Raw genomic sequence first — 25,513 nt, forward strand, 5'->3', positions numbered from 1 at the left:
CACCCAAATGGTTGACTGAAGCAAAAGAAGGATGTAATTCATCCACATGGTTGAACGAGAGAGTCGCTCTGATCTGAGCGCGATATTGAAGGCCGCGTCCGACCCGACCCGCCGTGCGATCCTGACGATGCTTGCGCAGCAGGGACCCTTGCGAGTGACGGACATCGCGCGGCAATTCGATATGAGCCTCAATTCGGTATCCAAGCACATCAAGGTGCTGGAAAACGCCGAACTGGTGCGGCGCCGGACGGAATGGCGTGAGCATTTGATCGAGGTTCAAATGGATCCCTTGTCAGCCGTGGATGAATGGTTTGCCGGTTTGCGTTCGATCTGGACGCTTCGGCTGGACGCTTTGGAAACTGCTTTGGAGGACCCAGAAGATGACGGATCTGTCACTTGAAATCACACGCGCAATCCCGCACCCGCCTGAAAAGGTGTTCGACGCCTGGCTGAACCCGGATATGCTGGCCAAATTCATGCTGCCGGGGCCGGGTATGACGGTGCCCGAGGCGCATTCCGATGCAAAGGTCGGCGGACGGTTCAAGATCATCATGCGTGCACCCGAAGCGGGTGACCTGCCGCACGAGGGCGAATACAAGGTCATCGACCGCCCGAACCGGCTGCAATTTACGTGGAATTCTCCGTACAGTCAGGATGATTCCACCGTGACGCTGGATTTCACGCCAACCGATGCAGGGACCGAACTGCGCCTGCATCACGTCCGATTCCCATCGCAGGAAAGCCGCGACAATCACGAGGGTGGTTGGGCTGCGATCCTTGCAGCGCTGGAGACAGCGCTATGATCAACTGGCTGGCCCTTGCAGCGGGGGTGATCGCGGCCTTTCTGCTGGGTTGGCTGGTCTATGGACCGGTCGGATTCCAGAAGCGCTGGGCCGAAGGGACGCGGATTGATCCGACACCGCCGGAATCGCCGCCATTGCCTCAGATGGCCGCGCAGATCGTGTTCCTGATCTTGCTGGCCACTGTGATCGCGCTCACCGAAACCACCAACAGTCTGGGCGTCGCCCTTCTGGCCATCCTTGCGGTGGCGGCACAGGCGGCCTCGGTCGGGGCCTGGGCGCAAAAAAGCGTGTTCGCGATCATGGTCGACACTGGCTATGCTCTGGGATGCGGTGTGGTGATGATCCTCGCGCACGCAATCTTTTGAACGCCTCTGGCCCGGTCCAAAATGGATCGGGCGTAGGCTGTGCAGTCCTCCACCGGCCTTGTGCGGTTCCCCTTTCCTTCTACACCAATCTCATGTATGCGCGCGGTATCTGAGACGTTGTGCCCTGATCCCGGCACTCAGACGAAAGCTAAAATGGGATCGGCGGCAATGGGGCCGCCATGCAAACGGGAGACCCGCAGGGGCGGGAGTGCTCCCATCTAGGATACGCATATGTTTGATGTAACGAAAAAATCTATGCAGTGGGGCGAAGAGACGCTCACACTGGAAACCGGCAAGGTTGCCCGTCAGGCCGACGGCAGCGTGATCGCGACACTGGGCGAAACCAGCGTCATGGCGAACGTGACCTTTGCGCGGCAGCAAAAACCGGGTCAGGACTTTTTCCCTCTGACCGTCCACTATCAGGAAAAATACTATGCCGCCGGTAAAGTTCCGGGTGGCTTCTTCAAGCGCGAGGCGCGCCCGACCGAAAAAGAGACACTGACCGCGCGTCTGATCGACCGTCCGATCCGCCCGCTGTTCGTTGACGGCTTCAAAAACGAAGTTCTGGTGATGTGCACCGTGCTGTCCCACGATCTGGTCAACGACCCCGACATGGTCGCGATGATCGCCGCCTCGGCCGCACTGACCATTTCCGGCGCACCGTTCATGGGTCCGATCGCCGGTGCCCGCGTTGGTTTTGAGGACGGTGAATACGTTCTGAACCCGACCGTTGACGACATGCAGGACCTGCGCCTGAACCCTGAACAGCGCCTGGATCTGGTTGTTGCCGGTACCAAAGACGCCGTGATGATGGTTGAGTCGGAAGCCTACGAGCTGTCCGAGGCCGAAATGCTGGGTGCGGTCAAATTCGCACATGAGCAGATTCAGCCGGTCATCGACCTGATCATCGCGCTGGCCGAAGACGCCGCGAAGGAGCCGTTCGACTTCCAGGCACCGGATTATTCCGAGCTGTCCGCCGCTGTCAAAGCTGCCGGTGAAGAGCAGATGCGCGCCGCTTTCGCGATCACCGACAAGCAAGAGCGCACCGCCGCTGTTGCCGCTGCGCGTGAAGCAATCAAAGCAGCGCTAACCGAAGAGCAGCTGGAAGATGGCAACCTCGGTTCGGCTATGAAAAAGCTGGAAGCTGGCATTCTGCGCGGCGACGTCGTCAAAGGCGGCAAGCGGATCGACGGTCGTTCGACCACCGATATCCGTGGAATCGTTGCAGAAACCTCGATGCTGCCCCGTACTCACGGTTCTGCCCTGTTCACCCGTGGTGAAACGCAGGCGCTTGCTGTGACCACGCTGGGCACCGGTGACGATGAACAGTTCATCGACGCGCTGCATGGCAACTTCAAATCGAACTTCCTGCTGCACTACAACTTCCCTCCCTACTCGGTTGGTGAAGTTGGCCGCGTGGGTGGCCCGGGCCGTCGTGAGATCGGCCACGGCAAGCTGGCATGGCGCGCCCTGCAGGCGGTTCTGCCTGCGGCGACCGACTTCCCCTACACGATCCGTATCGTGTCGGAGATCACTGAATCCAACGGCTCCAGCTCGATGGCGTCGGTCTGCGGCGGTTCGCTGTCGATGATGGATGCGGGTGTTCCGCTGAAAGCACCGGTTGCCGGTGTGGCCATGGGCCTAATCCTGGAAGATGACGGCGACTATGCCATCCTGTCCGACATTCTGGGTGACGAAGACCACCTGGGCGACATGGACTTCAAAGTGGCAGGTACCGAAAACGGCATCACCTCGCTGCAAATGGACATCAAGGTCGCAGGCATCACGCCCGAGATCATGGAGAAAGCCCTGGCGCAAGCCAAAGACGGCCGGATGCATATCCTGAGCGAGATGGGCAAAGCCCTGTCCGAGACCAACGATTTCTCGGTCCACGCCCCGCGCATCGAGACCATGAACATCCCGACCGACAAGATCCGTGAAGTGATCGGTTCGGGCGGTAAGGTCATCCGCGAAATCGTCGAAGTGTCGGGCGCCAAGGTCGACATCAACGACGACGGCGTAATCAAGATCGCCTCGCCTGATGGTGAATCGATCAAAAAGGCGTATGAGATGATCCACTCGATCGTCGCTGAGCCGGAAGAAGGTCAGGTTTACACCGGTAAGGTCGTGAAGATCGTCGACTTCGGAGCCTTCGTGAACTTCTTTGGCAAGCGCGACGGTCTGGTCCACGTTTCCCAGATCGAAAACCGCCGCCTGAACCATCCGTCGGATGTTCTGAAAGAAGGTCAGGAAGTGAAAGTTAAGCTGCTGGGCTTTGACGATCGCGGCAAGGTTCGTCTGTCGATGAAAGTGGTCGATCAGGAAACCGGCGAAGAGATCGTTCCCGAGAAGAAAGAAAAGAAAGAGGAAAGCGCAGAGTAATCTGCCCCTCTTCGAATGCAGAAAGGCCCCGGCGATTGACCGGGGCCTTTTTTTGTCTTTGCGCCATTTGGTTAGGTCTGACGCTCAGAACTTACTTAACCCGTCTCTCTCTGCCATTGGTGCCGTAGGTCCCGAAACAAGTAATCAGCACCTTATATAAAACACGCATTGCATGTATTCTGGTGGGTACGAAGATGAGTGTTTCAATTTCAGGGGCATTGTTAATCGATGAATTTTTTTACGCTATATCAAATAAGCGCCGATCCGCTTTTTAATCCGAATGTCACAATCACGAACGCCTTTCAGGTGGCAATTACGGACAATGACAACCAACTTGAAAACCCGGACGCTGATGGCAGCCAGCAATTTGATGTGAGCGGCATCGCTGGGTTGAATACTTCCGAAGGTTTCCAGGTTTTTGAGAATTACACCGCCAATGTCGGCGGATCGCCAGTTACTTTTACTTTGCTGCAATGGCAAGGAACTCAGTACATCGTCGTCACATCCGGTCAGGTTGCGGTCAACGATGTACTGTCAGGCAACACACTGACGCAAAACCCTGCGTCGCCTTCGGTCTACGATACACTTCCAACTTTCGTTTGCTTTACTTCCGGGTCCCTGATCCTTACGCCGTCAGGTCAACGCCTAATTGAAACACTGGAACCCGGAGACGAAGTGATCACGGCAGATGGCAGTGCGCGGCCAGTGCGCTGGATTGGCCGGCGCCAGCTATCTGCGCAAGAGTTGAAACGTGATCCGCACCTTTGCCCGGTTCGTATCCGCGCCGGCCGCTTTACCGAAGGTTGTCCCAGTCGGGATCTTCTGGTCTCTCCCCAGCATCGGATTGCTGTAACCTCTGCTGTTATGGAGCTGTACTACTTTGATTCTGTAATGCTGGCCCCAGCCAAAGGCATGGTCGACGGTCAGGGAATCGAACAACTCCCTCCGGAACAAGGGGTCGAATACATCCATATAATGTTCGACAAACATGAGTTGGTGAATGTCGAAGGCGTCTGGTCCGAGTCCTTTTTTCCCGGCGACACCACAATGAGCGCAATGGCCCCGGCCACCAAACGCGAGCTGTTTGAACTGTTCCCCGAACTTATGTGCAGCAAGACGGGTTATGGCGAGACCGCTCTGCCAGTCCTCAAACCCTACGAAGTCCGCCTTCTTCGGTCAGACCTGTCGGTCCCAATGATTAATCCAAAAAAGGTGACACCATCTATGCAGCGGGACACTCTGCCTGAGTCCACTTTCGGGTTCACCATGAGCCTATAAGTTCGGGTTTGTTTTAGTCATGCCGGTGAGTCGCATCTGTCAGTGTGAAACGCCGCTTGGGCCGTGTTTCATGACATGCCATTGGCCATAACTGTCGTTCAGATCCAGCGAGATCGCCGCATCTGCCTTGGTTGAGGCGCTGCCTATCTCGGCCAGGGTAAATTCGATACCACCGGGAATGTCGATCCGTACGCGATGCGGACCACCGCCATGTGGGGCCTCGATAGGACGGCCGGTTGAGTTCAGCACCTCACCGATTGAGACTTTGGCAGTGCGCCCCTCCATGTCCATCTCAAAATCAATCGGCACATACAGGGTCTCGTGAACGGTGTCGCACATCGTGCGGAAGACATGCCAATGGGTTGCCATTTCCTCGGTCTCTTCCCCGTGAAAGACCTTTTCCAATGCGGCCCGTTGCGCGTCCGAGGCGCTTGGGTCGATGATCACCTGCATCTGGCCGCCGCCCTCAAAGATCGGGCCGGGCCAGGCATAGATCAGCGCAGCCTTTGTACCGGCAAGGTTGGTGTCGCCAAAATGCCCTTTCGAAACTTCTAGCACCTCAAAGCCGCGACAATTTCCGTGGGTTGGTAGCTCCTCAAACTGGCAAGGGCAGGCATAGCCGCAATTGCAGTTCCCGAATGCATCGCCTTCAACGTACCAATCTGTGAATGCCATCGTCTTCTCCTGTTTTACACAGCCTGAACGCCCGACGTCTTGGTTACATGCCTGTAGAATTCCCCCCTCTAAACCTAACACAATTCGGGCAAATGCAGAACCAGGCGGCCTGAAACCGCATTTTACCGGGATAAACCTTGGTCCAATTCCTTGCGTTTCAACCAAAAGCCAATCGCAGCGCACGCGCCCTGTTCCCAGTTTCACAACATCGCCACAACGCAAAAAGGAGATGCAAAATGGAAACCTTGAAACTGCTGACACTGACCGGATTGATTGCAACAGCGCCGGTTCTTGCACTGGCCAATGTCGGGCTGGGCGACAAACTGGGCACCACCGAGTCCGATATCCGCACGGCCCTGGAGGCGCAGGGATACGAGATCGAAGAGATCGAATTCGAAGATGGCGAGATCGAGGTTGAACTCATCAAAGATGGCGTAGAAACTGAATTGGTCTTGTCCGAGACGGACGGCATGGTAACTGCCATCGAACTCGAAGAGGACGACGATTGATCGGATAAAATCACAGGAGCCTCATGAAGCTTTCACAAACGTCATTGCTTTGGCTCCTTCTGGTGGTGCAGGCCGTCTGCGCCGCCTTTTTCGTGACGGACGCGATGCTGGACTGGACCGGCGGGGAAAGCGCGGGCTTTCGCCACCTGCATAGTTTCGAACTGGTTCTGGCCCTGGCATTGATCGGCGGTCTTGCCGCGACGATTGCATTGATCCGGTCCCAGAACAGGCGTGTGCGCGACATGCAGCGACAGCTGAGCGTCGCGCAGGGCGCGTTTGCTAAACTCATTGCCTCTCAATTCACTGAGTGGAACTTGAGTGATGCTGAGCGCGACGTTGCCCTGCTTTCTATCAAGGGTCTGCCAATCGCGGACATCGCGACATTGCGGCAAACCAAGGAAGGCACGGTCAAAGCGCAATGCGCGGCGGTGTATCGCAAGGCAGGAGTTACGGGACGCGTGCAATTGCTGAGCTACTTCATCGATGAGTTGCTTTCCGAACCTTTGCTTACAAACAGTTCTGAAAGGTCGAATTCGACCACATAGACCGTGAATCAAAGTGTCAGCTCGGTACTGATCTTATTCACTCACACACGCCCAATATCCTGTGAATTGAAGTGAAGGGCTGGCGCCTTTCATTCCTGCCTCTACTGCCCACATGTGCGCCATACCAATTGTGGAACAAAGGACATGGTCATGGTTACGCGTCTTCTTCTCGCCTCGACAGCTTTGACGATCAGCGCGTCCGCGCTGGCCGCACAGAGCCTGTCGGATGGTCTCTACATTCAGGGTTTTGCCGGGTACAGCCAGCTACAGGACAGCGACTTTAGCGGCACGATCAATGGATCGTCGCAGTCAGTAGATACCGATTTCGATGGTGGCTATGGGCTGGGTATCGCGGTCGGCAAAGAGATCCCGCAGTGGTCGAACGATCAGTTTGGCACCCGGATCGAGCTGGAACTGTCCTATCGTGACAACGATGTGGATGGCGTCAATTTTTCGGGCAACGGGCCCGGCGCAGAAGGCAACATTTCGGGTGACGTGTCGCAGACATCGCTATTCGCCAATGTGCTGGTTGATTTCAAACAGGCAGGGGCCTTCACACCCTATGTCGGTCTGGGTCTTGGTGCCACCTATTCTGATCTGGACTTTGTCTACGGACCGGGCGTCGAGCTGAATGACACCGACACCACCTTTGCTGCGCAAATTATTGCCGGTGTAGCCTATGAGATCAGCCCAAATACCTCCCTGACCCTGGACACCCGATATGCCCGCGCATTCGACGTATCCTCGGCACGTTTGGCACCAAACGGTGCGTCCACGGGTACGGTCGAGGATGATATCGACGCCTTCAGCGTCAATGTCGGCCTGCGTTACGGTTTCTGATGGATCACGGGGAAGTGTTTCTTTCGGGTTTCTCTTCCCCCTTTCGTTATCGTGTTCTATGCACTGTGGCATGAGGACTTTTGTCATCCATATGACGGCAAGCACAGCGCGGCGACCCAATGCCGAACGGCTGTGTGCCAGTCTGCCCGATGCGGAACTGTTCGAGGCCGTCGATGGGAAGGACCCTGCTCAAATCGCGGATGTACAATTGTTTCCAGGCGATCTGTATCGCCCCAGATACCCTTTTCCGCTGCGCCCAGCGGAGATCGGAGTTTTCGCGAGCCATCGGCGAATCTGGCGCAAGCTCGTTGATGAGAAGATCGACCGCGCTATCATTACCGAGGATGATCTGCGCATAGACCCTTGCCGCATGGCCAGTGCGTTAGAGATGCTGGATCCTCTTGCGACCCCGGATCACTATATCCGAATTCCCGTGAAACAACGCGAGGATGCGGCACGAACGCTTGTAAAGCAAAACGGATTGCGTTTGATCCTGCCAAAAGTCATTGGCCTGCAATGCGTCTGCCAAGTGGTCGGGCGGCGTGCGGCTGAGCGGTTGCTTGCCGCAACCGACCAGATTGACCGACCGATCGACACGTTCCTGCAAATGCACTGGGTGACTGGGCAGCCTATCCTTTCCTTGCAAGGAAGCGGCAATCAGGAAGTCGCACAAGAAATCGGCGGTTCGACCATACAGACGAGCCCGCCGCTGGCCGACAAGCTGACGCGTGAATTCAAGCGTGCTGCCTACCGTCGGAAACTGTATCAGCACCCTCAACGATCCGCAGCTTAGTCACCCTTAAAGGCGTATTGGAGTCGGGCAGAGCATATCGCCCTGCCCGAGCTACTTTAGCTGGGCGCTTTGGTTTTGCGCAGATACGGGAAGATGGTTTCGAACTCACCGAACTTTTCTTTTGCCTCGTCATTCGACACCGCAGGCGGGATGATCACGTCTTCGCCCGGCACCCAGTTCGCGGGGGTGGCCACGCCCTTGGCGCTCATCTGCAGACCGTCCAGCGCGCGCAGGATTTCGGCAAAGTTGCGGCCCACGGTCATCGGGTAGGTCATCGACAGTTTCAACTGTTTGTCAGGGCCGATGATGAACACCGAACGCACGGTTGCACTGTCGGCAGGAGTGCGGCCATCGGGCAGGTACGCCTCGGCGGGCAGCATGTCGAACGCCTTGGAGACTGCCAGACCGTCATCAGCGATGATCGGAAATCCGGGGTTGGCGTTGCCATACGCCTCGATGTCCTTCTTCCACTTCTTGTGGTCCTCGACGCCATCGACTGAGACGCCCATCACCTTGGTGTTGCGGGCTGCCCATTCGTCGTTCAGCTGTGCAACGGCCGAGAACTCGGTGGTGCAGACCGGCGTGAAATCCTTGGGGTGTGAGAACAGGATCGCCCAGCTGTCACCGATCCAGTCATGGAACTGAACTGTGCCCTGATCCGTCTCTGCAGTGAAATTCGGAACGGTGTCATTGATGCGCAAACCCATGGGGCATCTCCTTTTTTGTGAAACAAACCGAGTCGGTTGCTGGAAACCTAATAACTCTGCGCCATTGATAAACCATTCGCTGCTTGAAAGGGTATTCATTTTTGACGAATTTAATTTGATCAAATTGCGCCTTGCCACACCGAAATACCGGTGCCAGAGTGGCGCAAATTCCCGCCATCCGGGCCACGGGATCAGGAGGATACGCGATGATCGAGAAACGCAATTTCTACATTGACGGAACATGGGTCGCCCCATCTGCAGCGAATGATTTCGAGGTGATCAATCCCTCGACCGAGGAACCCTGCGCAGTGATCTCACTGGGCGCGCAGGCTGATACCGACGCCGCAGTTGCTGCCGCAAAGGCCGCCCTGCCCGGCTGGATGGCCACACCGGTCGAAGATCGCATCGCGCTGGTCGAGAAACTGATCGAGATTTACCAATCCCGGTCCGAGGATTTGGCACAGGCGATGTCACTTGAGATGGGCGCGCCAATCGACATGGCGCGCACCCAGCAATCTGGCGCGGGCATGTATCACCTGGCGAACTTTGTGCGCGCAGCCAAAGCGTTCCAATTCGACCGCCCCCTGGGTGATCACGCGCCCAATGACCGAATCATCTATGAGGCCGTCGGTGTTGCCGCCCTGATCACGCCGTGGAACTGGCCGATGAACCAGGTCACGCTTAAGGTCGGCGCGGCGGCGATTGCAGGCTGCACCATGGTTCTGAAACCCTCCGAACAAAGCCCGCTGAACGCGATGATCTTTGCCGAGATGATGGGTGAGGCTGGTTTCCCCGCCGGCGTGTTCAATCTGGTGAACGGCGATGGCGTGGGCGTTGGTTCCCAGCTTTCGGCGCATCCTGATGTTGATATGGTCAGCTTTACCGGCTCGACCCGCGCAGGCACAGCGATCTCAAAAAATGCTGCTGACACGTTGAAAAAAGTACATCTGGAGCTGGGCGGTAAGGGCGCAAACGTGGTCTTTGCCGATGCCGATGAAAAGGCGGTCAAACGTGGTGTTCTGCACATGATGAACAACACCGGCCAAAGCTGTAATGCGCCAAGCCGCATGCTGGTGCAACGCCCGATCTACGATCAAGCCGTGGAAACGGCGGCTGAAGTGGCCAGCATGGTTTCGGTGGGCAGCGCGCAGGAAGAAGGCCGCCATATCGGCCCTGTCGTGAATGAGGTGCAGTGGAACAAAATTCAGGACCTGATCCAGAAGGGCATCGATGAAGGTGCCCGGCTGGTAACAGGCGGCACCGGTCGGCCCGAGGGGCTGAACAAGGGCTATTATGTACGTCCGACCGTCTTTGCCGACGCCAATAACCAGATGAACATCGCGCGCGAAGAGATCTTTGGCCCGGTCCTGACCATGATCCCCTTCGACACCGAAGAAGAGGCGGTCGAGATTGCCAACGACACGCCATACGGCCTGACCAATTACGTTCAGACACAAGACGGCGCGCGGGCCAACCGAATGGCACGGGTACTGCGTTCCGGCATGGTCGAAATGAATGGCCAGTCGCGCAGTGCAGGATCACCGTTTGGCGGCATGAAACAGTCCGGCAACGGGCGCGAAGGCGGCTTGTGGGGGTTGGAAGACTTCCTTGAGGTCAAAGCCGTCGGTGGCTGGGCGTCAGAGTGACGCCAGATCAGAACTTAACAAAAGGGCGCGGCGGTGGTTACCCGCCGCGCCCTTTTCATTGCGTGGGTCGCACGATCAGTTGTGGTTGGCCGTCCGAGGTATGCCGCTTGGATCGACCATCCCAGCCAATCTCACCGGTTACGCGCTGCCGATAGGCCGAGAAGCTTTCGAACTGAACGACATCCACGGGGGCGTCAAAGTGTAAGGTAACGCGCCGATGCGACCCGTCACCCAAAAGGGTCATACCACGGATTTCCGCCCTGAACGGCTGCCCTAGATAGAACCCTTCAACCCGGTCACCAACACGCAAATGCATGCGATTTCCGGCCATTGCGTGCAACGTATTCCAATCGCGCACCCCATGTTGATGCGCCAACAATTCCAGCGTTTCACTATGCGAGAGCGTGACCCCCGCACCGCGCAGCCTGTCGCGCAATCGCTTCGCCTGCGCTTTTAGCTCCTCAAGTGGAGCAATACTGTTTGAACGTGTCATTTCTTGCCTCGTTTCCTTAAACGGGCGCCAAGTCAGGATGGGGTTCGCATTGCCATCCGCGCGCCAGGAAAGGGCAACAGATGTTCATCAACCGGGTTTCACCAATGCCAAATGGCTGCGAACGGCAGGAGACCCGAACCTGAGGGCGACATTTCGCACTGGCGGATGTGTCTGTCAATCAGGCTCTGATACTTTTTAACTCGCTGTCCGGTTCCAGATGGATGACAAAAACTGATCCCGGAAACTTTCTGTTCAGGGCCGCCTCGATATCGTCGCAGATGTCATGCGCGGCCGCGACCGACATGGCGCCGTCAACGACAAGGTGAAACTCAAGGAAAATCATGTTGGCTGACCTGCGACCGCGCAGATCATGATACTCCAACGCCGGGCCCAAATTGGCTTCGATTGTTTCGCGGACAGATGTCAATTCTCCGTCGACCAGCGAAGCATCCATCAACCCGTCGACCGAGCTGCGGATAACCTTCCACCCTTCCCACAGAATATTGACGGCCACCAGAATCGCGATAATGGGATCAAGGATCAACCAACCTGTCGCCATCGCAATCAGCAACCCGACAACTACACCGACCGAGGTCATAAGGTCGGTCAAAATGTGCTTTCCGCTTGCCTCTAACGCTGGTGAGGATTCTCGTCGCCCAACCCGCAACAGCAGAAACGCCCAGATACCATTCAGGCACGTCGCGCCCACATTTATGGCAATGCCCAGGAACGGTTCCCCAGCCAGATGCGGATCAGGCAAGGCAGATACGGCTTCACGAATGATCAGCAGCGCGGCCAGAACAATCAGCGTCCCTTCGACCACGGCCGACAGATACTCGGCCTTCTTATGCCCGAACGGGTGCTTTTCGTCTGGCGGCATGCCAGATATCCGCACGGCGAAAAACGCAAGCAGGGCGGCCGCCACATTCACCACCGATTCCAGGGCATCCGATAGCAGAGCCACCGAACCAGTCACCCACCAAGCCAGCAGTTTCAGCAGCAAAACCGCCACCGAAACCGGAATGGTCCACGCCGCGAATGTCTGTGTGATCTGCCTGCTTTCCTGCTTCATAGAATCTCACTATCACAGGATGCAGCGGCGCAAAGTCTGTTTTTACGTGACTATGCGTCGGCCTGAGCGGCCTCGAATGCCAACATCGCGCGTTTGACCGGCAGCCCCCAATGATAGCCGCCCAGCCCGCCGGATTTGCGCAGCGCCCGGTGGCAAGGGATCAACCAGCTGACCGGGTTGCGGCCAACCGCAGTACCCACAGCGCGGACGGCTTGTGGCGATCCCACACGCTGCGCGATTTCGGAATAGGTGGTGACCTGACCCGATGGGATGTGCATCAGGGCCTCCCAAACCTTGATTTGCAGGGGCGAGCCAATGAGGTACAGCGGCGTAGGTTCCAGCCGGTCGCTTGCCGCGCCAAAGGCGCTTAGAACCCAAGGGCGCAGACGCATCGGGTCTTCGATGAATTCCGCCTTGGGCCAGCGCGAGATCATATCCTCCATCGCGGCCTCTTCGCCAGTTTCAGCACCAAAAGCCATGCCGCAAATGCCCTTGTCGGTTCCCATCACCAGTGCCGGGCCAAAGGGGCATTCGAACCAGCCCCAATAGATGGTCAGCCCGATGCCTCTGCGCGCGTATTCGCCGGGGCTCATGGATTCCCATTTCAGGAACAGATCGTGCAGACGGCCACTGCCGGACAGGCCGACGTTATGCGCGGTTTCCAACGTGGTGAACCGTTCCCGCAACAATGCCTTGGCGTGGCCCAGGGTCAGATATTGCTGGTAGCGTTTCGGCGACACCCCGGTCCAACGCGAGAACAGGCGCTGGAAATGCGCCGGGCTCATATCCATCTGGCGGGCTAGCTCTTCCAGGCTCAGGCCCTCGCCGCCCTGATCAATCAGGTCGATCGCGCGGCGCATGACGTTGTAGTGGTATCCGCTTTCCGGTGTCTGGACGTTCATGGCTATTACCTCATATTCTTGATCAAACCATAGCGCGCAGGTTACGCCCTCGCGACCCGGAACTTGCGCATTGGCTTTGGACTTGTATCGACGCGCCCCGAACGGCATTAAGACGCGGATGGCAAAACAACTCGGATATCACCGGATCCGCGAGATCTTCACGCGCTTTCAGGAAGCTGACCCCGAACCCAAGGGCGAGCTTGAGCATGTCAACGTCTATACTCTGGTGGTCGCCGTGGCCCTGTCTGCACAAGCCACCGATGTCGGTGTGAACAAAGCCACCCGCGCGTTGTTCAAGATCGCCGACACGCCGCAAAAGATGCTGGATCTGGGTGAAGAATGTCTGATCGAGCACATCAAGACCATTGGCCTGTTTCGGCAAAAGGCGAAGAACGTCATCAGGCTCAGCCGTATTCTGGTCGACGATTATGGTGGCGCAGTACCCAATTCCCGCGCCGCGCTGCAATCGCTGCCGGGTGTGGGCCGCAAGACGGCCAATGTGGTGTTGAACATGTGGTGGCGGTATCCGGCGCAGGCGGTGGACACGCATATCTTCCGTGTTGGCAATCGCACCGGTATTTGCCCCGGTAAGAATGTGGACGCCGTCGAACGCGCCATCGAAGACAATATCCCGACCGACTTTCAGCTGCATGCGCATCACTGGCTGATCCTGCATGGCCGCTATCACTGCAAGGCGCGCAAACCCATGTGCGGTACCTGCATCATCCGCGATCTCTGCGAATTTGAGGACAAGAACCTATGAAAACCTACCAACTGACCGGCATCGGAAATGCTGTTGTGGACGTGATTTCCCAGGCCGACGACAGTTTCCTGGAACTGATGGGCATCGAAAAAGGCATCATGCAGCTGATCGAGCAGGAGCGTGGCGAGGTCCTCTATGCCTCAATGGAAGGCCGGGTACAGACGCCAGGTGGTTCGGTTGCCAACACGATCGCTGGCGCAGGTGCGCTGGGGCTTGATTCAGCGTTTATCGGGCGGGTTCATGATGACGCTCTGGGCCGGTTCTATGCAGATGCGATGAACGAGGATGGCGTTGATTTCGTGAACGCTCCGGTGCCGGGGGGCGAACTGCCGACTTCGCGCTCGATGATCTTTGTCTCGCCCGATGGGGAGCGGTCGATGAATACCTATCTGGGGATTTCCTCGGAACTGTCGTCGCAGGACGTATCGGACGACGTCGCAGGCAACAGCCAGATCATGTTCCTTGAGGGCTATTTGTTCGACAAGGAAAAGGGAAAGGCCGCGTTTCTTGAGGCCGCGCGCGCGTGCCACAAAGGTGGCGGCAAGGCGGGTATCGCCATTTCCGACCCCTTCTGTGTGGAACGCCACCGTGTCGATTTCCTGCTGCTGATCGAAAACGAACTTGATTTCGTCATCGGCAACGAGGCCGAGATAAAATCCCTGTTCGAAACCGACGATCTGGAAGAGGCGCTGGCCAAAACCGCCGCGATCTGCCCGCTTGTTGTATGCACCCGCTCCGGCGACGGCGTGACTGTCCTAAGCGACGGGCAACGCGTCGACGTACCGGTCGAGAAAGTCGTGCCCGTGGACGCAACCGGTGCGGGCGATCAGTTTGCCGCCGGCTTCCTGTTTGGCATGGCCACAGGCCGCGATCACGAAACCTGCGCCAAGATCGGCAATATCTGCGCCCGCGAGGTCATCAGCCACATCGGCCCGCGCCCCGAAGCGAACATGCAGGACCTGCTGCGCGCCGAAGGGTTGCTGTAATCCGCTGATTAAGATCCAGCCGCCGCGTCGTTCAAAGCCCAGTCATACTGATACGCTTTGACACGCGGCGTCTGCTGAAGACGGGCGCGCAGCTCGGGTTCAGCAGCTGTAGCGATATAGGCCAGCACGGATTTTTCATTCGGTCCGAAATCCTCGCGGAACCAGATAAAGATCTTTGACAGGATCAATCCGCCGCGTTGGTCGAACTGCACGCCACGCGGGTCGTTGATATAGGCTTGCTCGGCAGCGGCGAAATCGCGCTCCAATGTCTCGGCCTGCCAAGCGCGGCCCATCAGGTTGGGGCAGCCCACAGCAGCACAGTTCAGCGCATAGTGGATGCGCGGTTCACCGAATGTGGGCCGGATGATGCGGTGTTCGATGTCGTTGAGGGTCAACTCCTGCCCGGCCACCCGCGCCAGAGTTTGGTTCCACGGCCCAATCGAAAATCGCCCGTTCTTGATGTCGCGGATCGAAGCAACGGGATAGTTTTCAAGAACCACATCCACAGTCAGCGCATTGTACAAGTTGATCCAATACGCCAGTTGCTGATCACGTGTCAGCCGTGCAGGGTCAACGGCTTGCAGATCGACCAGATATTCGTCCAGGCGCGCGCGATCTGCCTGTGTCACCTGCCCGTAAGTTACCCGGTTCACGCCCTTCCCGTCGGCTACGACATAACGGCGCAGAAAGGCGGTCCAGTCGTGGTGATCGACCTTTTCGCCCGGCGGGGACGCAAATCTGGTCAGGGTCTGCCCCGGCAATGCCTCGGGGGCGGGCAAGGCCAAACGCTCGACACTTGTGCATGCGGTCAAAACCGGAAGCAACAGCAGGATCAGAAGTTTTCTCATGATACGTCCTTTAGGTTCCGGCGCATGGCCCGCATCTGCCCTTTGAGCCGCTTGAGCGGGGCCAGACCCGGATCGCTCAGATCCGGCAGATCGGGTCCACCCGACAGGCGAGGAACGGCGGCGTTCCACCAGCTTGGGCCAGATGGCCTGTCGACCCGATCCGGTGCGGCCAGATGCATGTCACGCTGCGCGTTGTGAACGCACATGGACAGCGGCCCGTTCGCGGTTGCGACCATAAAGACGCAAGAGGCACAGCGATCTTCCTCCAACGCCTCGGCAGCCATGAAGTTATGAATGAACACCGATTGCCGGCGGACAGGTCCCCGCAACAAGCCTCGGCCCAAACGCAGCACGCATCTCAGCAGGTGCAACCCGGCCCACAGCGCCAAAAACGGGTTGCGCCGCGCCATACGCCGGACGCTGTCTCCGGTGTCGATATGGCCGTCGGTTGATTGATCGGCCCGGCTTAGCGCAGCGATCACTTTCTGAGTCAGGCGTTTGGCGGACAGAACCGAAACCGCACGCCCGCCGGCAGTCACAACACTTGCATAGCGATTGCATTTCGAATGCCCAACGGCAGCCGTGTCAAAATGCAGGGGCGTTTCATATCCGGCCTCGACCGCACGCATGACACTGTCCTGCGTGATCGCGTCGGGACGTTCGCGCAACACCCCGCGCCCGGTATTGGCTTGCATCTGGAATGACACAAAGGCGATCTCGGGGCGGTCTCGCATGAACCGCGCCAGCGCAGAGAGTTCAGCAATATTGCCGCCGAAGACCGTCGTGTTGAACAACACCCGCAGACCCAGTCCGCGCGTGTGGCGGATATAGGCGCGACGAACCACATTTAACTCAGCCTCGCTGTTGAACCCTTTGCGTTCCTGCGTCATGTCGACATGAAAGGCTACGTCATCCAATCCTGCAGCTGCAAGTCGTGTCAGAAACGCCCGACTGGCGCGAATACCGTTGGTCATCAGGCACGACCGCATGCCCAGACGGCGAATTTCGCGGCACAGTGCCTCAAGGTCTTCCACCTTGCGCAGGGTCGGATCACCCCCCGTCAGCTGGACCGACACACCGGGGCCATAATGGCTGTGGATTGTGGCAAGACGCGCAAACAGAACCGACAGCGGTGGGTCATAGGTCATCTCGGCCCGGTCCGAGAGGTAACACAGTGTGCAATCCAGATTGCAGCGTTGCGTGACCTCAAGCGCGACGCAGGCGATGGGGTAGAACCGGCCTGCCGTCTGCCCTGCGCCATATTCCCCGCACGCTTGCAGGCCGCCGCGCAAAGGCGCGCGACGGTCGGTGCCGGTGAACTTGCGCCCGGCGGGCGCGATGGTCGATAGAAGTGACGCAGTATCTTTCATACCCGCCAAGCTAGACAGGTCGAGTGCACCCGACCACGCCCCCTCACGCCAACGTGCGGGACGGTGATTGAACTAACCGCACCATCCTCCGGTTTGTTTCAATGGAAAAGTGGCAGGGGCTGCATTCTGGTTTGCACCGCGCCCCAGCCCATGCGCGCGATACTTGGACCAGATGACCTTATTTACATGCCGCTTTATGACAGATGGTCGGCAAAGGCGGCAATCACCAGCTGATACACCTCACGTTTGAACGGCACGATTTCTTCGATCAAGTTACTGGGGTGCTGCCATTTCCATTGGGTGAATTCGGGGTGCTTGGTCTGGATGTCGATCTGGTCGTCCAGGCCGGTAAATCGCAGCAGGTACCATTTCTGCTCTTGCCCGCGATAACGGCCTTTCCAGATTTTGGGCACGATGTCGTGGGGCAGATCATACGGCAACCAACCATCCGTCTCGGCCACGATCTCGACCAGATCCGAGGTCACGCCGGTTTCTTCCCATAGCTCACGCAGGGCTGCATCGCGTGGATCTTCGCCCTTGTCCACGCCGCCCTGAGGCATTTGCCATGCCTCCTTGTGGCGATCATTGCGCTGACCGACGAAAATCCTGCCCTCGGCATTCATCAGCATAAGCCCCACGCAGGGGCGATAGGGCAGTTTGGCGATCTCTTCGGGGGTCATGTGCAGCCTCGTGGATGTGCTTTGAGACGTCTGTATCAAGCCCCAAGGCGCCAGCAAAGGGTGTGACGTTAGGTTTCGCGTGACAACATTGACGTGAAGGTCAATCTATCCGCAAAAATCAGGAGGGAGAGTTCGCCATGACTGCGTACCCAAATATGCTGGCCCCGCTGGATCTGGGCTTTACCACATTGAAGAACCGCGTCCTGATGGGGTCGATGCACACAGGGCTTGAGGAAACCGGCGACTGGAACCGTGTGGCCGAATTCTATGCCGATCGCGCCCGTGGCGGTGTCGCATTGATGGTGACAGGCGGGATTGGCCCGAACCTTGAAGGATCGGTGCTGCCCGGCGCGTCGATGATGACCAATGACAAAGAGGTCGCGAACCACTCCATCGTGACCCAGCGCGTTCATGAGGCGGGCGGCAAGATCGCCATGCAGATCCTGCATGCGGGTCGCTATGCCTATGGTCCGAAATGTGTGGCCCCCAGCCCGGTGAAATCCCCGATCTCGCCCTTCCCGCCGAATGAGCTGGACGAGGAAGGTATCGAGAAACAGATCAGCGACATCGTGAACGCTGCCGTTCTGGCCCGGAAAGCGGGTTATGACGGGGTCGAGATCATGGGGTCCGAGGGATATTTCCTCAACCAGTTCATTGTAACACACACCAACAAGCGCACCGACCGTTGGGGCGGGTCCTATGAGAACCGCACACGCCTGCCGATCGAGGTGGTGCGCCGTACGCGTGAAGCCGTGGGCACTGATTTCATCATCATCTACCGCCTGTCGATGATCGACCTGATCCCCAATGGCTCGACTCATGAAGAGGTTGTTGAACTGGCCCAGCGTATCGAAGAAGCCGGTGCCACGATCATCAACACCGGCATTGGCTGGCACGAAGCGCGTATCCCGACCATCGCCACCAGCGTTCCGCGCGCGGCCTTTTCCTGGGTAACGAAAAAGCTGATGGGTAAGGTTTCGATCCCCGTCATCACCTCGAACCGGATCAACACGCCTGAGGTCGCCGAAGAAGTTCTGTCGACCGGTTGCGCCGACATGGTATCTCTGGCGCGGCCAATGCTGGCGGATGCGAATTTCGTGAACAAAGCGATTACCGGCGAGGCCGCCCAGATCGCGCCCTGTATTGCTTGTAACCAGGCCTGTCTGGACCACACGTTCAACGGCAAGCTGACCTCGTGCCTGGTGAACCCGCGCGCCTGCCATGAGACCGAATTGACCATCACCGCAGCTGAAACGCCAAAGACTATTGCCATTGTCGGCGCGGGTCCAGCCGGCCTGTCCACGGCAATGACCGCCGCCCAGCGCGGTCATGACGTAACCCTGTTTGACCGCGCCTCAGAGATCGGCGGTCAGTTGAACATGGCCAAACAGGTTCCGGGCAAGGAAGAATTCTGGGGACTGGTCGACTGGTACCGCACGATGATTGCCGATCTTGGCGTCAAAGTAGAGTTGAACCGCGAGGTTACGGCCGATGACCTGAGCGGCTTTGACGAGGTGGTTATCGCCACCGGTGTCATCCCGCGCGACCCGCAGATTCCCGGTCAGGATCGGGACAACGTCATCAATTATATCGACGTGCTGCGCGAAAAGGCGGATGTCGGTAAGTCAGTCGCCGTGATCGGTGCCGGCGGCATCGGGTTTGATGTGTCCGAATTCCTGCTGGAAGACGGCCACAGCGTTACCACCGACCTGCCCGCATGGATGAAGGAATGGGGTGTGACCGACCCGGCCGAACACCGCTCGGGCCTGGCACCAGAGGGTCCGCAACCTGCGGCGCCTGCGCGTGAGGTCACTCTGTTGCAGCGCAAGAAACAGGCGCATGGGAAAGGTCTGGGTAAAACAACCGGCTGGATTCACCGCGCTACGCTAAAGATGAAGGACGTCAATTTTGTGGGCGGCGTGAATTACGAGCGCATCGACGAGGACGGCCTGCATGTCAGCTTTGGTGAGGACCGTGCCGACCCGACCGTGATAGCCGCGGACACCATCGTTCTGTGTTCCGGTCAGGTATCCGAGCGCAGTCTGGCGGATACGCTGATCGAACGGGGTATCACCCCTCACGTGATCGGCGGCGCGGATGTGGCGGCAGAGTTGGATGCTAAACGGGCGATCAATCAGGGGACGCGGTTGGCGGCTACGTTCTGACGCCATTGTCACAATTGCTCTGACGAAAGCCGCTTCGAAAGAGGCGGCTTTTTTCGTGCCGCTTGACTCTCTTGGTACTTATATACATATGTACTTCATGAGCCAAAAAATTGAACGCACCCAAACGGGAATTCGAATCGAAAAGCGCCTGCTGAAAGTCCTCAAGGGGCTGGCAGAGTCGCTGGATATGACCCTTGGCGATCTGATCGAGGGGATTGCCCTGCATAGCTTTGAGAACAAAGCAGCGTTTTCCGAGGAAACGCTGGAGAAGATCAAACAGCTCAAAAGTGTCTACGACCTCAACTGGACAGCCGAGGACAGCCACCGTTTCAAGGAGGACGGAGAATGAGCGCCGACATCACCAGCGCGTTTGAGGCACACGCCATCGACAACACGACATTCGGACATGCCGAACATGTACAGGTCGCATACGATCTGCTGCGCAAGTACGATTTCATCGATGCTGCAGCGATCTACGCCAAAGGAATCCGAACACTTGCGGCCAAGGCCGGCGCCCCGGATAAGTTCAACCTGACGATCACCTACGCATTCATGAGCCTGATCGCAGAGCGTCTTGCCAGTTCACAATCCAGCACTTTCGAGGCATTCATTGCGGAAAACCCCGATTTGATGGCCAAGACAGCCCTCAGCCAATGGTATCCACAAGAACGGCTGAATTCAGCGCTGGCGCGCCGTATTTTCCTATTGCCCGACGTGGCATAGTTGCCTGCGCCGCGAAGGCACGTCGGCTACTCGACCGTTATCGTGATCACCTGGGACACAATAGGAGGGGAGTGTGGCACATGCCCGGCATCGCCCAGCACCAGTTGCAGCGTGTGTGCACCAGGGGCCAATTCCGTTGTCACCTCGGTCTGTCCCCCGCCGAAATGCAGATGGTTGTCGTCCGCAGGCAGACCATAGGCCAGCTCGTCCACACCGTCCTCGCCCTCACCCAATGGCGGGCGGTCGATCAGCAAATGGTGGTGACCGGTGTTTTCCACCTCGGTTCCGGCGGGGGCCACGCCCATCCCGCTTAACCCAAAGACCACGGTCACCGGCGATGAAACCGTGTCGCCATCCGACAGGTTTACAAAATAGACCCGTGCATCCGGGTTCGACGGCGTCTCGCCACCAGCCCATACAAGGGTCGCGGACAGACATATGGCTGCGATGGTATAAATGGCTTTCATGATCTCCTCCGTGGTCACAAATTTGCCATTGTCACCCTAGCATATCTGGCCGAAATCACCCAAAACCCTTGGCTTACAGGCTTTGTGGCCATCTAGGAAACCATCGTTTCCGCGTTTCCCATATGCAAACGATCCGAATTGAAACCCTGATATTATCCCATGTCCGCCCTGTTTCCGCCTAGATTGGACGTCAGGTTGGCAAAAAGGACTAAGACCTGGGGAATGAGAATGGACCGACTGACCGAAATGGAAGCCTTTGCCAATGTGGTGGACCAGGGTGGCTTCACCGATGCGGCCAAGAAAATGGGCATCTCCAAATCGGCCGTGTCAAAGCATGTTTCCAGCCTCGAGGCCCGTCTGGGCGCACGGCTGCTGAACCGCACGACCAGGCGCGTGTCGCCGACGGAAATTGGCCTGGCATATTACGATCGCGCACGGCGCGTTTTAAATGATGCGGGCGAAGCTGATGCGCTTGTGACTTCGATGCAATCCGCCCCCTCGGGTCTGCTTCGGATCAGCGTTGCAACAGATTTCGGCGTCAATCATCTGTCTCCGGTTCTGTCGGATTTTCTGGCGGCCTATCCTGATATCACTGTGAACATGGTGCTGAACAACCGCTACGTCGAGCTGATTTCTGAAGGGTTCGATGTAGCCGTTCGGATTGGTGAGTTAGAAGACAGCACCCTGCGCGCACGCAAACTGACTGAAACCGTCAAGCGGATGGTCGCAGCACCCAGCTATGTCGAGAAATTCGGCCGACCGCAGAAAATTGACGATCTGAACGAACACAAGCTGCTGCATTACTCCAGCCAGTCTTCTGGCAACGTGTGGAGGCTGACCGCGCCGTCGGGTGAAAAAAGACAGGTTCGCACCGCAGGGTGGCTGAGCGTGAACGATGGGCAATCCCTGTTGAACGCCGCCATCTCTGGTCTGGGGATCGCATATCTGCCCAGCTATCTGTACGCAGAAGCGCTGAAATCCGGTGCCGTTGTGGATGCGATGCCATCGCTTCCGGACGAGGTACAGGGCGTCTACGCCGTTTACCCGCCCGGACGCTTTACACAGCCCAAGGTGCGGGCATTCATAGATTTTCTCGTCGACGCCTTTCACGAGAAAGGCCCGATGGACTGGTGAACTAAGGAGCAGCGCGACATTAAGGCGGTTTCATCGCAAGGATACTCTGAGAAGTTGCTGAGATTTGGGGGCCAGAATCGATGTGGCGGTTTCCTTAAGACCATGCAGTGGGATGAAAAGGGTGAGGGAATGAGCACGGCGATTGAGACCAATGCCAGCGAGAAAAAATCCGTAGACGCACCGCACTCGGCGACTTTTGTCCGTTCAAGGCAACTTCCGAATTCGGCCGTAAGCGAAGTCACTGGATTGATCGGTGTCGTTTCCTTGTTCTGCGCCACAATGGGAGCCGCGTATTTCAAAGTATCTTTGCTGCTATCCATTATGATGTTGTTGGGTTTGCCTGCGGCAACGATGGTTGCATCGACTATTTTGCTCGACAAAGCACACTTGCGCGCTTCCACAGGCTTGGACTATGGGCTGGCAAGACACCGGTTTGAAGTCATGGAGATTACAGTTACAAAAACTATAGGTCTGGGTGCTACCTTTCTCGTGATCGCCCTAGCTTATCAACTCATCCCAACCTATGAAGCATCAAAATACGAGTTGACCCGGGCATTGTCTCTTGTCGTTTTTCCATTGCTCTGGGTCCTGTCGCCAATTTACATCGCATTTACCACTCGCCACATGGTGGATCCTCGCGACGAGCTTTGGCACTTTGGAAAGCTGGTCACGTTAAACTACTCGGCTGTCAATCGACAAAAGGTCAAAGATCATTGTCGCGCATGGCTCGTCAAAGGTTTTTTCTTAGCATTTATGATCTCGATCCTGCCGACGAACATTCATTCCATGATCAACGCTGATCTGAGTAATTTTTTTTCTAAACCGCTGCCGACCGTTTTCTTCTTAATTCAATTGACGTTTTTCGTGGACGTCTGCATCGGGACGATTGGATATCTTTGCACATTTAAAGCGCTGGACTCACACATCAGAACAGCAAACCCTTACCTTTCTTCTTGGATTGCAGCGTTGATCTGTTACCCGCCATTCATTCTCATGACTTCAGGTGGCCCCCTTGATTACAAATCCGGCACTCAAGATTGGACATATTGGTTTGAAGGGATGCCACTGCTTTTAACACTATGGGGGTCAGCGATCGTAGTACTTGCAATGATTTATGCCTGGGCCACGGTTGCATTCGGAATTAGGTTCTCGAATCTGACACATCGCGGGATAATTACGACCGGGCCGTTTCGCTATGCCAAGCACCCGGCGTACCTGTCAAAAAACGCTATGTGGTGGTTGATGTCTGTACCGTTCCTTTCAAACCTCGGAACGGCGGCGGCTGTTCAAAGCTGTATTTTGCTGCTTGGAGTGAACGCCGTTTACTACGCCCGGGCCAAAACTGAAGAAAAACACCTTATGGCGGATGCGGACTATCGTGAATATTCTGAGTGGATTGAGGCAAATGGCCTGTTTGCGCGGATACTTTCGGGTCGTCGCAAGCCTCACACTCGCTAGTGTTTCTTGGCACCCGATTGAACACTATTCTAAACTGCTAGAAAAAGCGCTGCCTTGTGAGGACTTAGAACATCAAATGAAGTTAACTTTGCAGAGATGCACTTGTTTAGGGTCACTTTGATCGCGATCTGTTCATTCATCGCCGCTTAACAACAAGGCACGAAGACAGCTCTTCAATTCAAACTGAGTGACCTCAGTCAACCTGGCGCGTGCTATTCTCTGGCCAACGATTGCGCAATCTCAAGTTGGTAAACCTGCCCATGGCAAAAGGCGCGGGCTATTATCAGATCAAGCTTGAGAATAGGCCGATGCAGGTGTAGGCGGCACACCATTACTTCCTCCGAGAATCAAAAAACTAAACGGCTTTCGTTTGGTCCATTATGGGAGGCTTGTGTGATCTCATTCAGCTCAAACTCAGCGCTGCGTTTAGGCTTCAGTTGATCAGCAAGACCGCCTCGACCCGGCGGTTCAGGTCGCGGCCTTCCGGCGTGGCATTCGAGGTGAGCGGGACCAGATAGCCGATCCCGCGCGCTTCGACCCGGTCTGCCGCGATCCCATGCGCCTCGATCAACCGGGCACGCACGGCCTGCGCACGGCCGGTACTGACCGAGATATTGGCATCCAGCGCGCCCGTGTCATCGGTGTGACCCACAAGTGCCAGCCGGATGTTTGGGTTTTTGTCCAGAAACTCGGCAACCAATTTCAGCGACGCAAAAGGCCCTTCGCCCAACGTCATCTCTCCGGTACGGAAATGAAGATCTTCCAATATTGCATGGCCGTTTTGATCCAATTCGGCCAACAGGTCGCTGGACGACGTGACTGGCTCGTCGATCACAAGCGGCGGCGGAGCCTCTGCACCCACCGGTGTGACGCGGATCATCTGCACATACCCGTCAGGCGGATTGCGGCTGACCAACAGGCTGACCACATTGCCCCCCCGAATGGCGGACAAAAAGCGATAGTCCTGAATGGCCACATACATGTCGGGTGTTGGCACGACTTCGGTGCCAAAACGAAAATCGAACCCGCCACACGTTTTGGCCTGACACTCAAGCAGGATCTCGTACCCTTGTGCGGCGATCTGATCCCTTAGCGGGGCCAGTAATTGCAGCGTGGTGCTAGAACCCGATTGGAGCCGCCAGGTTAACCGCTCGACCTTTCCTTCAACCTCTCTTGCGGGCACTGCACCGTCAACGAAAGGGCCGATTGGCAGCTCATAGCTGTCCAATTCACTGGTCCGGTCGCTGACCAGCCGCGCGCCAGAGGGCATCGTCAGGTTCTGTGCAAGACCCTGACTGGCCATCATCATCAGAAAAAGGGCTGCGGTTCGGATCATCGGGCCTGCGTGTGGTATTCGTCGTTCGGAGCCATAGCCGTTGCGCTGGCCACCCGGTTCGACATGTTGAAAAAGCCGGTCACATTGGCAATGTCCCAAATGTCCCGGTCGCTGAACCCAACATCGCGCAGACGTTGACGATCAGGTTCTTCGATCTCGGTACTTGCAGTCGTCATCTTGGCAGCAAAATCCAGCATGGCGCGTTGGCGGTCGTCCAGAGGGGACACGCGGTAGTTCATCACCAGCATCTCGCCCAATTGCGGATTGCCCGACAATTGCCGAACAGCTGCACCATGGGCCACCAGACAGTAAAAGCACTTGTTGATCGCGGACACGACCACCGCAATCATTTCGCGTTCCAGTTTTGACAACCCGCTGTCACCCAACATCAGGTCGTTATAATTCGCCGTAAACGCGTTCAGCTTGTCGATGTCGAACGCATAAGCCTTCAGAACATTGGGCACAAAGCCCAGTTTTTCGACACAGATATCAAAGTACTTCTGCGTCTCAGGCGGCAGCGGGTCCACCATCGGCAGGTCCAGCGCGGTGGGCAGGGTTTGGTCGGTCACGGTG

The 25,513-nt window shown here is 57.1% G+C and carries 28 protein-coding genes; 17 read left to right on the forward strand and 11 right to left on the reverse strand.

Annotation, left to right across the window (positions count from 1 at the left end; genetic code table 11):
* Positions 1–46 precede the first annotated feature (46 nt).
* From AC2FLA_RS05315 to AC2FLA_RS05335, 5 genes are all read left to right on the forward strand, one after another.
* Positions 47–400, forward strand: a complete 354-nt coding sequence (locus AC2FLA_RS05315) for an ArsR/SmtB family transcription factor (protein WP_058274972.1) — start codon at positions 47–49, stop codon at positions 398–400.
* On the forward strand, positions 381–803 hold the full coding sequence (locus AC2FLA_RS05320; protein ID WP_113790912.1) for an SRPBCC family protein: 423 nt from the start codon (positions 381–383) through the stop codon (positions 801–803). Before AC2FLA_RS05315 ends, AC2FLA_RS05320 begins: the two co-directional genes overlap by 20 nt.
* Positions 800–1,168, forward strand: coding sequence for a DUF1761 family protein (locus AC2FLA_RS05325; protein WP_496721061.1), 369 nt, complete (start codon positions 800–802; stop codon positions 1,166–1,168). The genes AC2FLA_RS05320 and AC2FLA_RS05325 overlap by 4 nt, the downstream gene beginning before the upstream one ends.
* A gap of 231 nt (positions 1,169–1,399) precedes the next feature.
* Positions 1,400–3,550, forward strand: coding sequence for a polyribonucleotide nucleotidyltransferase (gene pnp, locus AC2FLA_RS05330; RefSeq protein WP_496705614.1), 2,151 nt, complete (start codon positions 1,400–1,402; stop codon positions 3,548–3,550).
* A 306-nt stretch (positions 3,551–3,856) separates the two neighbouring features.
* The gene (locus AC2FLA_RS05335; RefSeq protein ID WP_496721062.1) at positions 3,857–4,828 is read left to right on the forward strand and encodes a Hint domain-containing protein; all 972 of its coding nucleotides are present in this window, start codon (positions 3,857–3,859) and stop codon (positions 4,826–4,828) included.
* Between the two features lie 39 nt (positions 4,829–4,867).
* Here the strand turns inward: AC2FLA_RS05335 and AC2FLA_RS05340 are convergent, their stop codons facing one another.
* Positions 4,868–5,503 carry a DUF1326 domain-containing protein gene (locus AC2FLA_RS05340; protein ID WP_496721064.1) on the reverse strand — a complete coding sequence of 212 codons (636 nt, stop codon included), beginning with the start codon at positions 5,501–5,503 and terminating at the stop codon, positions 4,868–4,870.
* 236 nt (positions 5,504–5,739) lie between these two features.
* Between AC2FLA_RS05340 and AC2FLA_RS05345 the strand changes: the two genes are divergently transcribed.
* The 4 genes from AC2FLA_RS05345 to AC2FLA_RS05360 all read left to right on the forward strand — a co-directional run bounded on the left by AC2FLA_RS05345 (position 5,740) and on the right by AC2FLA_RS05360 (position 8,190).
* Positions 5,740–6,012 carry a PepSY domain-containing protein gene (locus AC2FLA_RS05345; RefSeq protein ID WP_058274978.1) on the forward strand — a complete coding sequence of 91 codons (273 nt, stop codon included), beginning with the start codon at positions 5,740–5,742 and terminating at the stop codon, positions 6,010–6,012.
* A 23-nt stretch (positions 6,013–6,035) separates the two neighbouring features.
* A complete protein-coding gene (locus AC2FLA_RS05350) occupies positions 6,036–6,557 on the forward strand; it encodes a helix-turn-helix transcriptional regulator (RefSeq protein ID WP_496721066.1) in 522 nt (173 codons plus the stop codon).
* 150 nt (positions 6,558–6,707) lie between these two features.
* The gene (locus AC2FLA_RS05355; RefSeq protein WP_282170198.1) at positions 6,708–7,397 is read left to right on the forward strand and encodes an outer membrane protein; all 690 of its coding nucleotides are present in this window, start codon (positions 6,708–6,710) and stop codon (positions 7,395–7,397) included.
* Positions 7,398–7,467: 70 nt separating this feature from the next.
* Positions 7,468–8,190, forward strand: coding sequence for a glycosyltransferase family 25 protein (locus tag AC2FLA_RS05360; RefSeq protein WP_496721068.1), 723 nt, complete (start codon positions 7,468–7,470; stop codon positions 8,188–8,190).
* A gap of 56 nt (positions 8,191–8,246) precedes the next feature.
* Here the strand turns inward: AC2FLA_RS05360 and AC2FLA_RS05365 are convergent, their stop codons facing one another.
* Positions 8,247–8,897 (reverse strand): peroxiredoxin, encoded by a 651-nt coding sequence (locus AC2FLA_RS05365; RefSeq protein WP_058274981.1) that lies wholly within the window; start codon positions 8,895–8,897, stop codon positions 8,247–8,249.
* A 206-nt stretch (positions 8,898–9,103) separates the two neighbouring features.
* On the opposite strand from AC2FLA_RS05365, the gene AC2FLA_RS05370 reads away from it, so the two are divergent.
* Entirely contained in the window at positions 9,104–10,543 is a 1,440-nt protein-coding gene (locus AC2FLA_RS05370) for an aldehyde dehydrogenase family protein (RefSeq protein WP_496721070.1), read from the forward strand.
* A 55-nt stretch (positions 10,544–10,598) separates the two neighbouring features.
* Here the strand turns inward: AC2FLA_RS05370 and AC2FLA_RS05375 are convergent, their stop codons facing one another.
* The 3 genes from AC2FLA_RS05375 to AC2FLA_RS05385 form a co-directional block, all read right to left on the reverse strand.
* On the reverse strand, positions 10,599–11,036 hold the full coding sequence (locus AC2FLA_RS05375) for a glyoxalase superfamily protein (protein ID WP_496721072.1): 438 nt from the start codon (positions 11,034–11,036) through the stop codon (positions 10,599–10,601).
* 178 nt (positions 11,037–11,214) lie between these two features.
* Positions 11,215–12,108 carry a cation diffusion facilitator family transporter gene (locus AC2FLA_RS05380; protein WP_496721074.1) on the reverse strand — a complete coding sequence of 298 codons (894 nt, stop codon included), beginning with the start codon at positions 12,106–12,108 and terminating at the stop codon, positions 11,215–11,217.
* A gap of 50 nt (positions 12,109–12,158) precedes the next feature.
* Positions 12,159–13,010 (reverse strand): methylated-DNA--[protein]-cysteine S-methyltransferase, encoded by an 852-nt coding sequence (locus AC2FLA_RS05385; RefSeq protein WP_496721076.1) that lies wholly within the window; start codon positions 13,008–13,010, stop codon positions 12,159–12,161.
* A 118-nt stretch (positions 13,011–13,128) separates the two neighbouring features.
* Here AC2FLA_RS05385 and nth point away from each other — a divergent pair, with 118 nt between their 5' ends.
* Positions 13,129–13,773 (forward strand): endonuclease III, encoded by a 645-nt coding sequence (nth, locus tag AC2FLA_RS05390; RefSeq protein WP_496721078.1) that lies wholly within the window; start codon positions 13,129–13,131, stop codon positions 13,771–13,773.
* Positions 13,770–14,759 (forward strand): adenosine kinase, encoded by a 990-nt coding sequence (locus tag AC2FLA_RS05395; protein WP_496721080.1) that lies wholly within the window; start codon positions 13,770–13,772, stop codon positions 14,757–14,759. Before nth ends, AC2FLA_RS05395 begins: the two co-directional genes overlap by 4 nt.
* Before the next feature lie 8 nt (positions 14,760–14,767).
* Here AC2FLA_RS05395 and AC2FLA_RS05400 read toward each other — a convergent pair whose 3' ends face one another.
* From AC2FLA_RS05400 to AC2FLA_RS05410, 3 genes are all read right to left on the reverse strand, one after another.
* Complete coding sequence (locus tag AC2FLA_RS05400) at positions 14,768–15,607, reverse strand: DUF547 domain-containing protein (protein WP_496721082.1); 840 nt, start codon at positions 15,605–15,607, stop codon at positions 14,768–14,770.
* Positions 15,604–16,977 carry a radical SAM protein gene (locus AC2FLA_RS05405; protein ID WP_496721084.1) on the reverse strand — a complete coding sequence of 458 codons (1,374 nt, stop codon included), beginning with the start codon at positions 16,975–16,977 and terminating at the stop codon, positions 15,604–15,606. The genes AC2FLA_RS05400 and AC2FLA_RS05405 overlap by 4 nt, the downstream gene beginning before the upstream one ends.
* 194 nt (positions 16,978–17,171) lie before the next feature.
* Complete coding sequence (locus AC2FLA_RS05410; protein WP_496721086.1) at positions 17,172–17,657, reverse strand: RNA pyrophosphohydrolase; 486 nt, start codon at positions 17,655–17,657, stop codon at positions 17,172–17,174.
* A 137-nt stretch (positions 17,658–17,794) separates the two neighbouring features.
* Between AC2FLA_RS05410 and AC2FLA_RS05415 the strand changes: the two genes are divergently transcribed.
* From AC2FLA_RS05415 to AC2FLA_RS05425, 3 genes are all read left to right on the forward strand, one after another.
* Positions 17,795–19,822 (forward strand): FAD-dependent oxidoreductase, encoded by a 2,028-nt coding sequence (locus AC2FLA_RS05415; protein ID WP_496721088.1) that lies wholly within the window; start codon positions 17,795–17,797, stop codon positions 19,820–19,822.
* Positions 19,823–19,919: 97 nt separating this feature from the next.
* Positions 19,920–20,171, forward strand: a complete 252-nt coding sequence (locus AC2FLA_RS05420) for a hypothetical protein (protein ID WP_496721090.1) — start codon at positions 19,920–19,922, stop codon at positions 20,169–20,171.
* Entirely contained in the window at positions 20,168–20,545 is a 378-nt protein-coding gene (locus AC2FLA_RS05425; RefSeq protein WP_496721092.1) for a hypothetical protein, read from the forward strand. The genes AC2FLA_RS05420 and AC2FLA_RS05425 overlap by 4 nt, the downstream gene beginning before the upstream one ends.
* 26 nt (positions 20,546–20,571) lie before the next feature.
* Here AC2FLA_RS05425 and AC2FLA_RS05430 read toward each other — a convergent pair whose 3' ends face one another.
* Positions 20,572–21,012 (reverse strand): DUF4399 domain-containing protein, encoded by a 441-nt coding sequence (locus AC2FLA_RS05430; protein ID WP_282119589.1) that lies wholly within the window; start codon positions 21,010–21,012, stop codon positions 20,572–20,574.
* Positions 21,013–21,240: 228 nt separating this feature from the next.
* On the opposite strand from AC2FLA_RS05430, the gene AC2FLA_RS05435 reads away from it, so the two are divergent.
* Entirely contained in the window at positions 21,241–22,146 is a 906-nt protein-coding gene (locus AC2FLA_RS05435) for a LysR family transcriptional regulator (RefSeq protein WP_058275233.1), read from the forward strand.
* A gap of 102 nt (positions 22,147–22,248) precedes the next feature.
* Positions 22,249–23,604, forward strand: a complete 1,356-nt coding sequence (locus AC2FLA_RS05440; protein WP_496721094.1) for a methyltransferase family protein — start codon at positions 22,249–22,251, stop codon at positions 23,602–23,604.
* Positions 23,605–24,037: 433 nt separating this feature from the next.
* Here the strand turns inward: AC2FLA_RS05440 and AC2FLA_RS05445 are convergent, their stop codons facing one another.
* Positions 24,038–24,940: an OmpA family protein gene (locus AC2FLA_RS05445; protein ID WP_496721096.1), complete on the reverse strand. Its 903-nt coding sequence runs from the start codon at positions 24,938–24,940 to the stop codon at positions 24,038–24,040.
* Positions 24,937–25,509, reverse strand: coding sequence for a peroxidase-related enzyme (locus AC2FLA_RS05450; RefSeq protein WP_496721098.1), 573 nt, complete (start codon positions 25,507–25,509; stop codon positions 24,937–24,939). Before AC2FLA_RS05450 ends, AC2FLA_RS05445 begins: the two co-directional genes overlap by 4 nt.
* Positions 25,510–25,513 lie beyond the last annotated feature (4 nt).

This window comes from Ruegeria sp. CDSA033 (assembly GCF_059612305.1).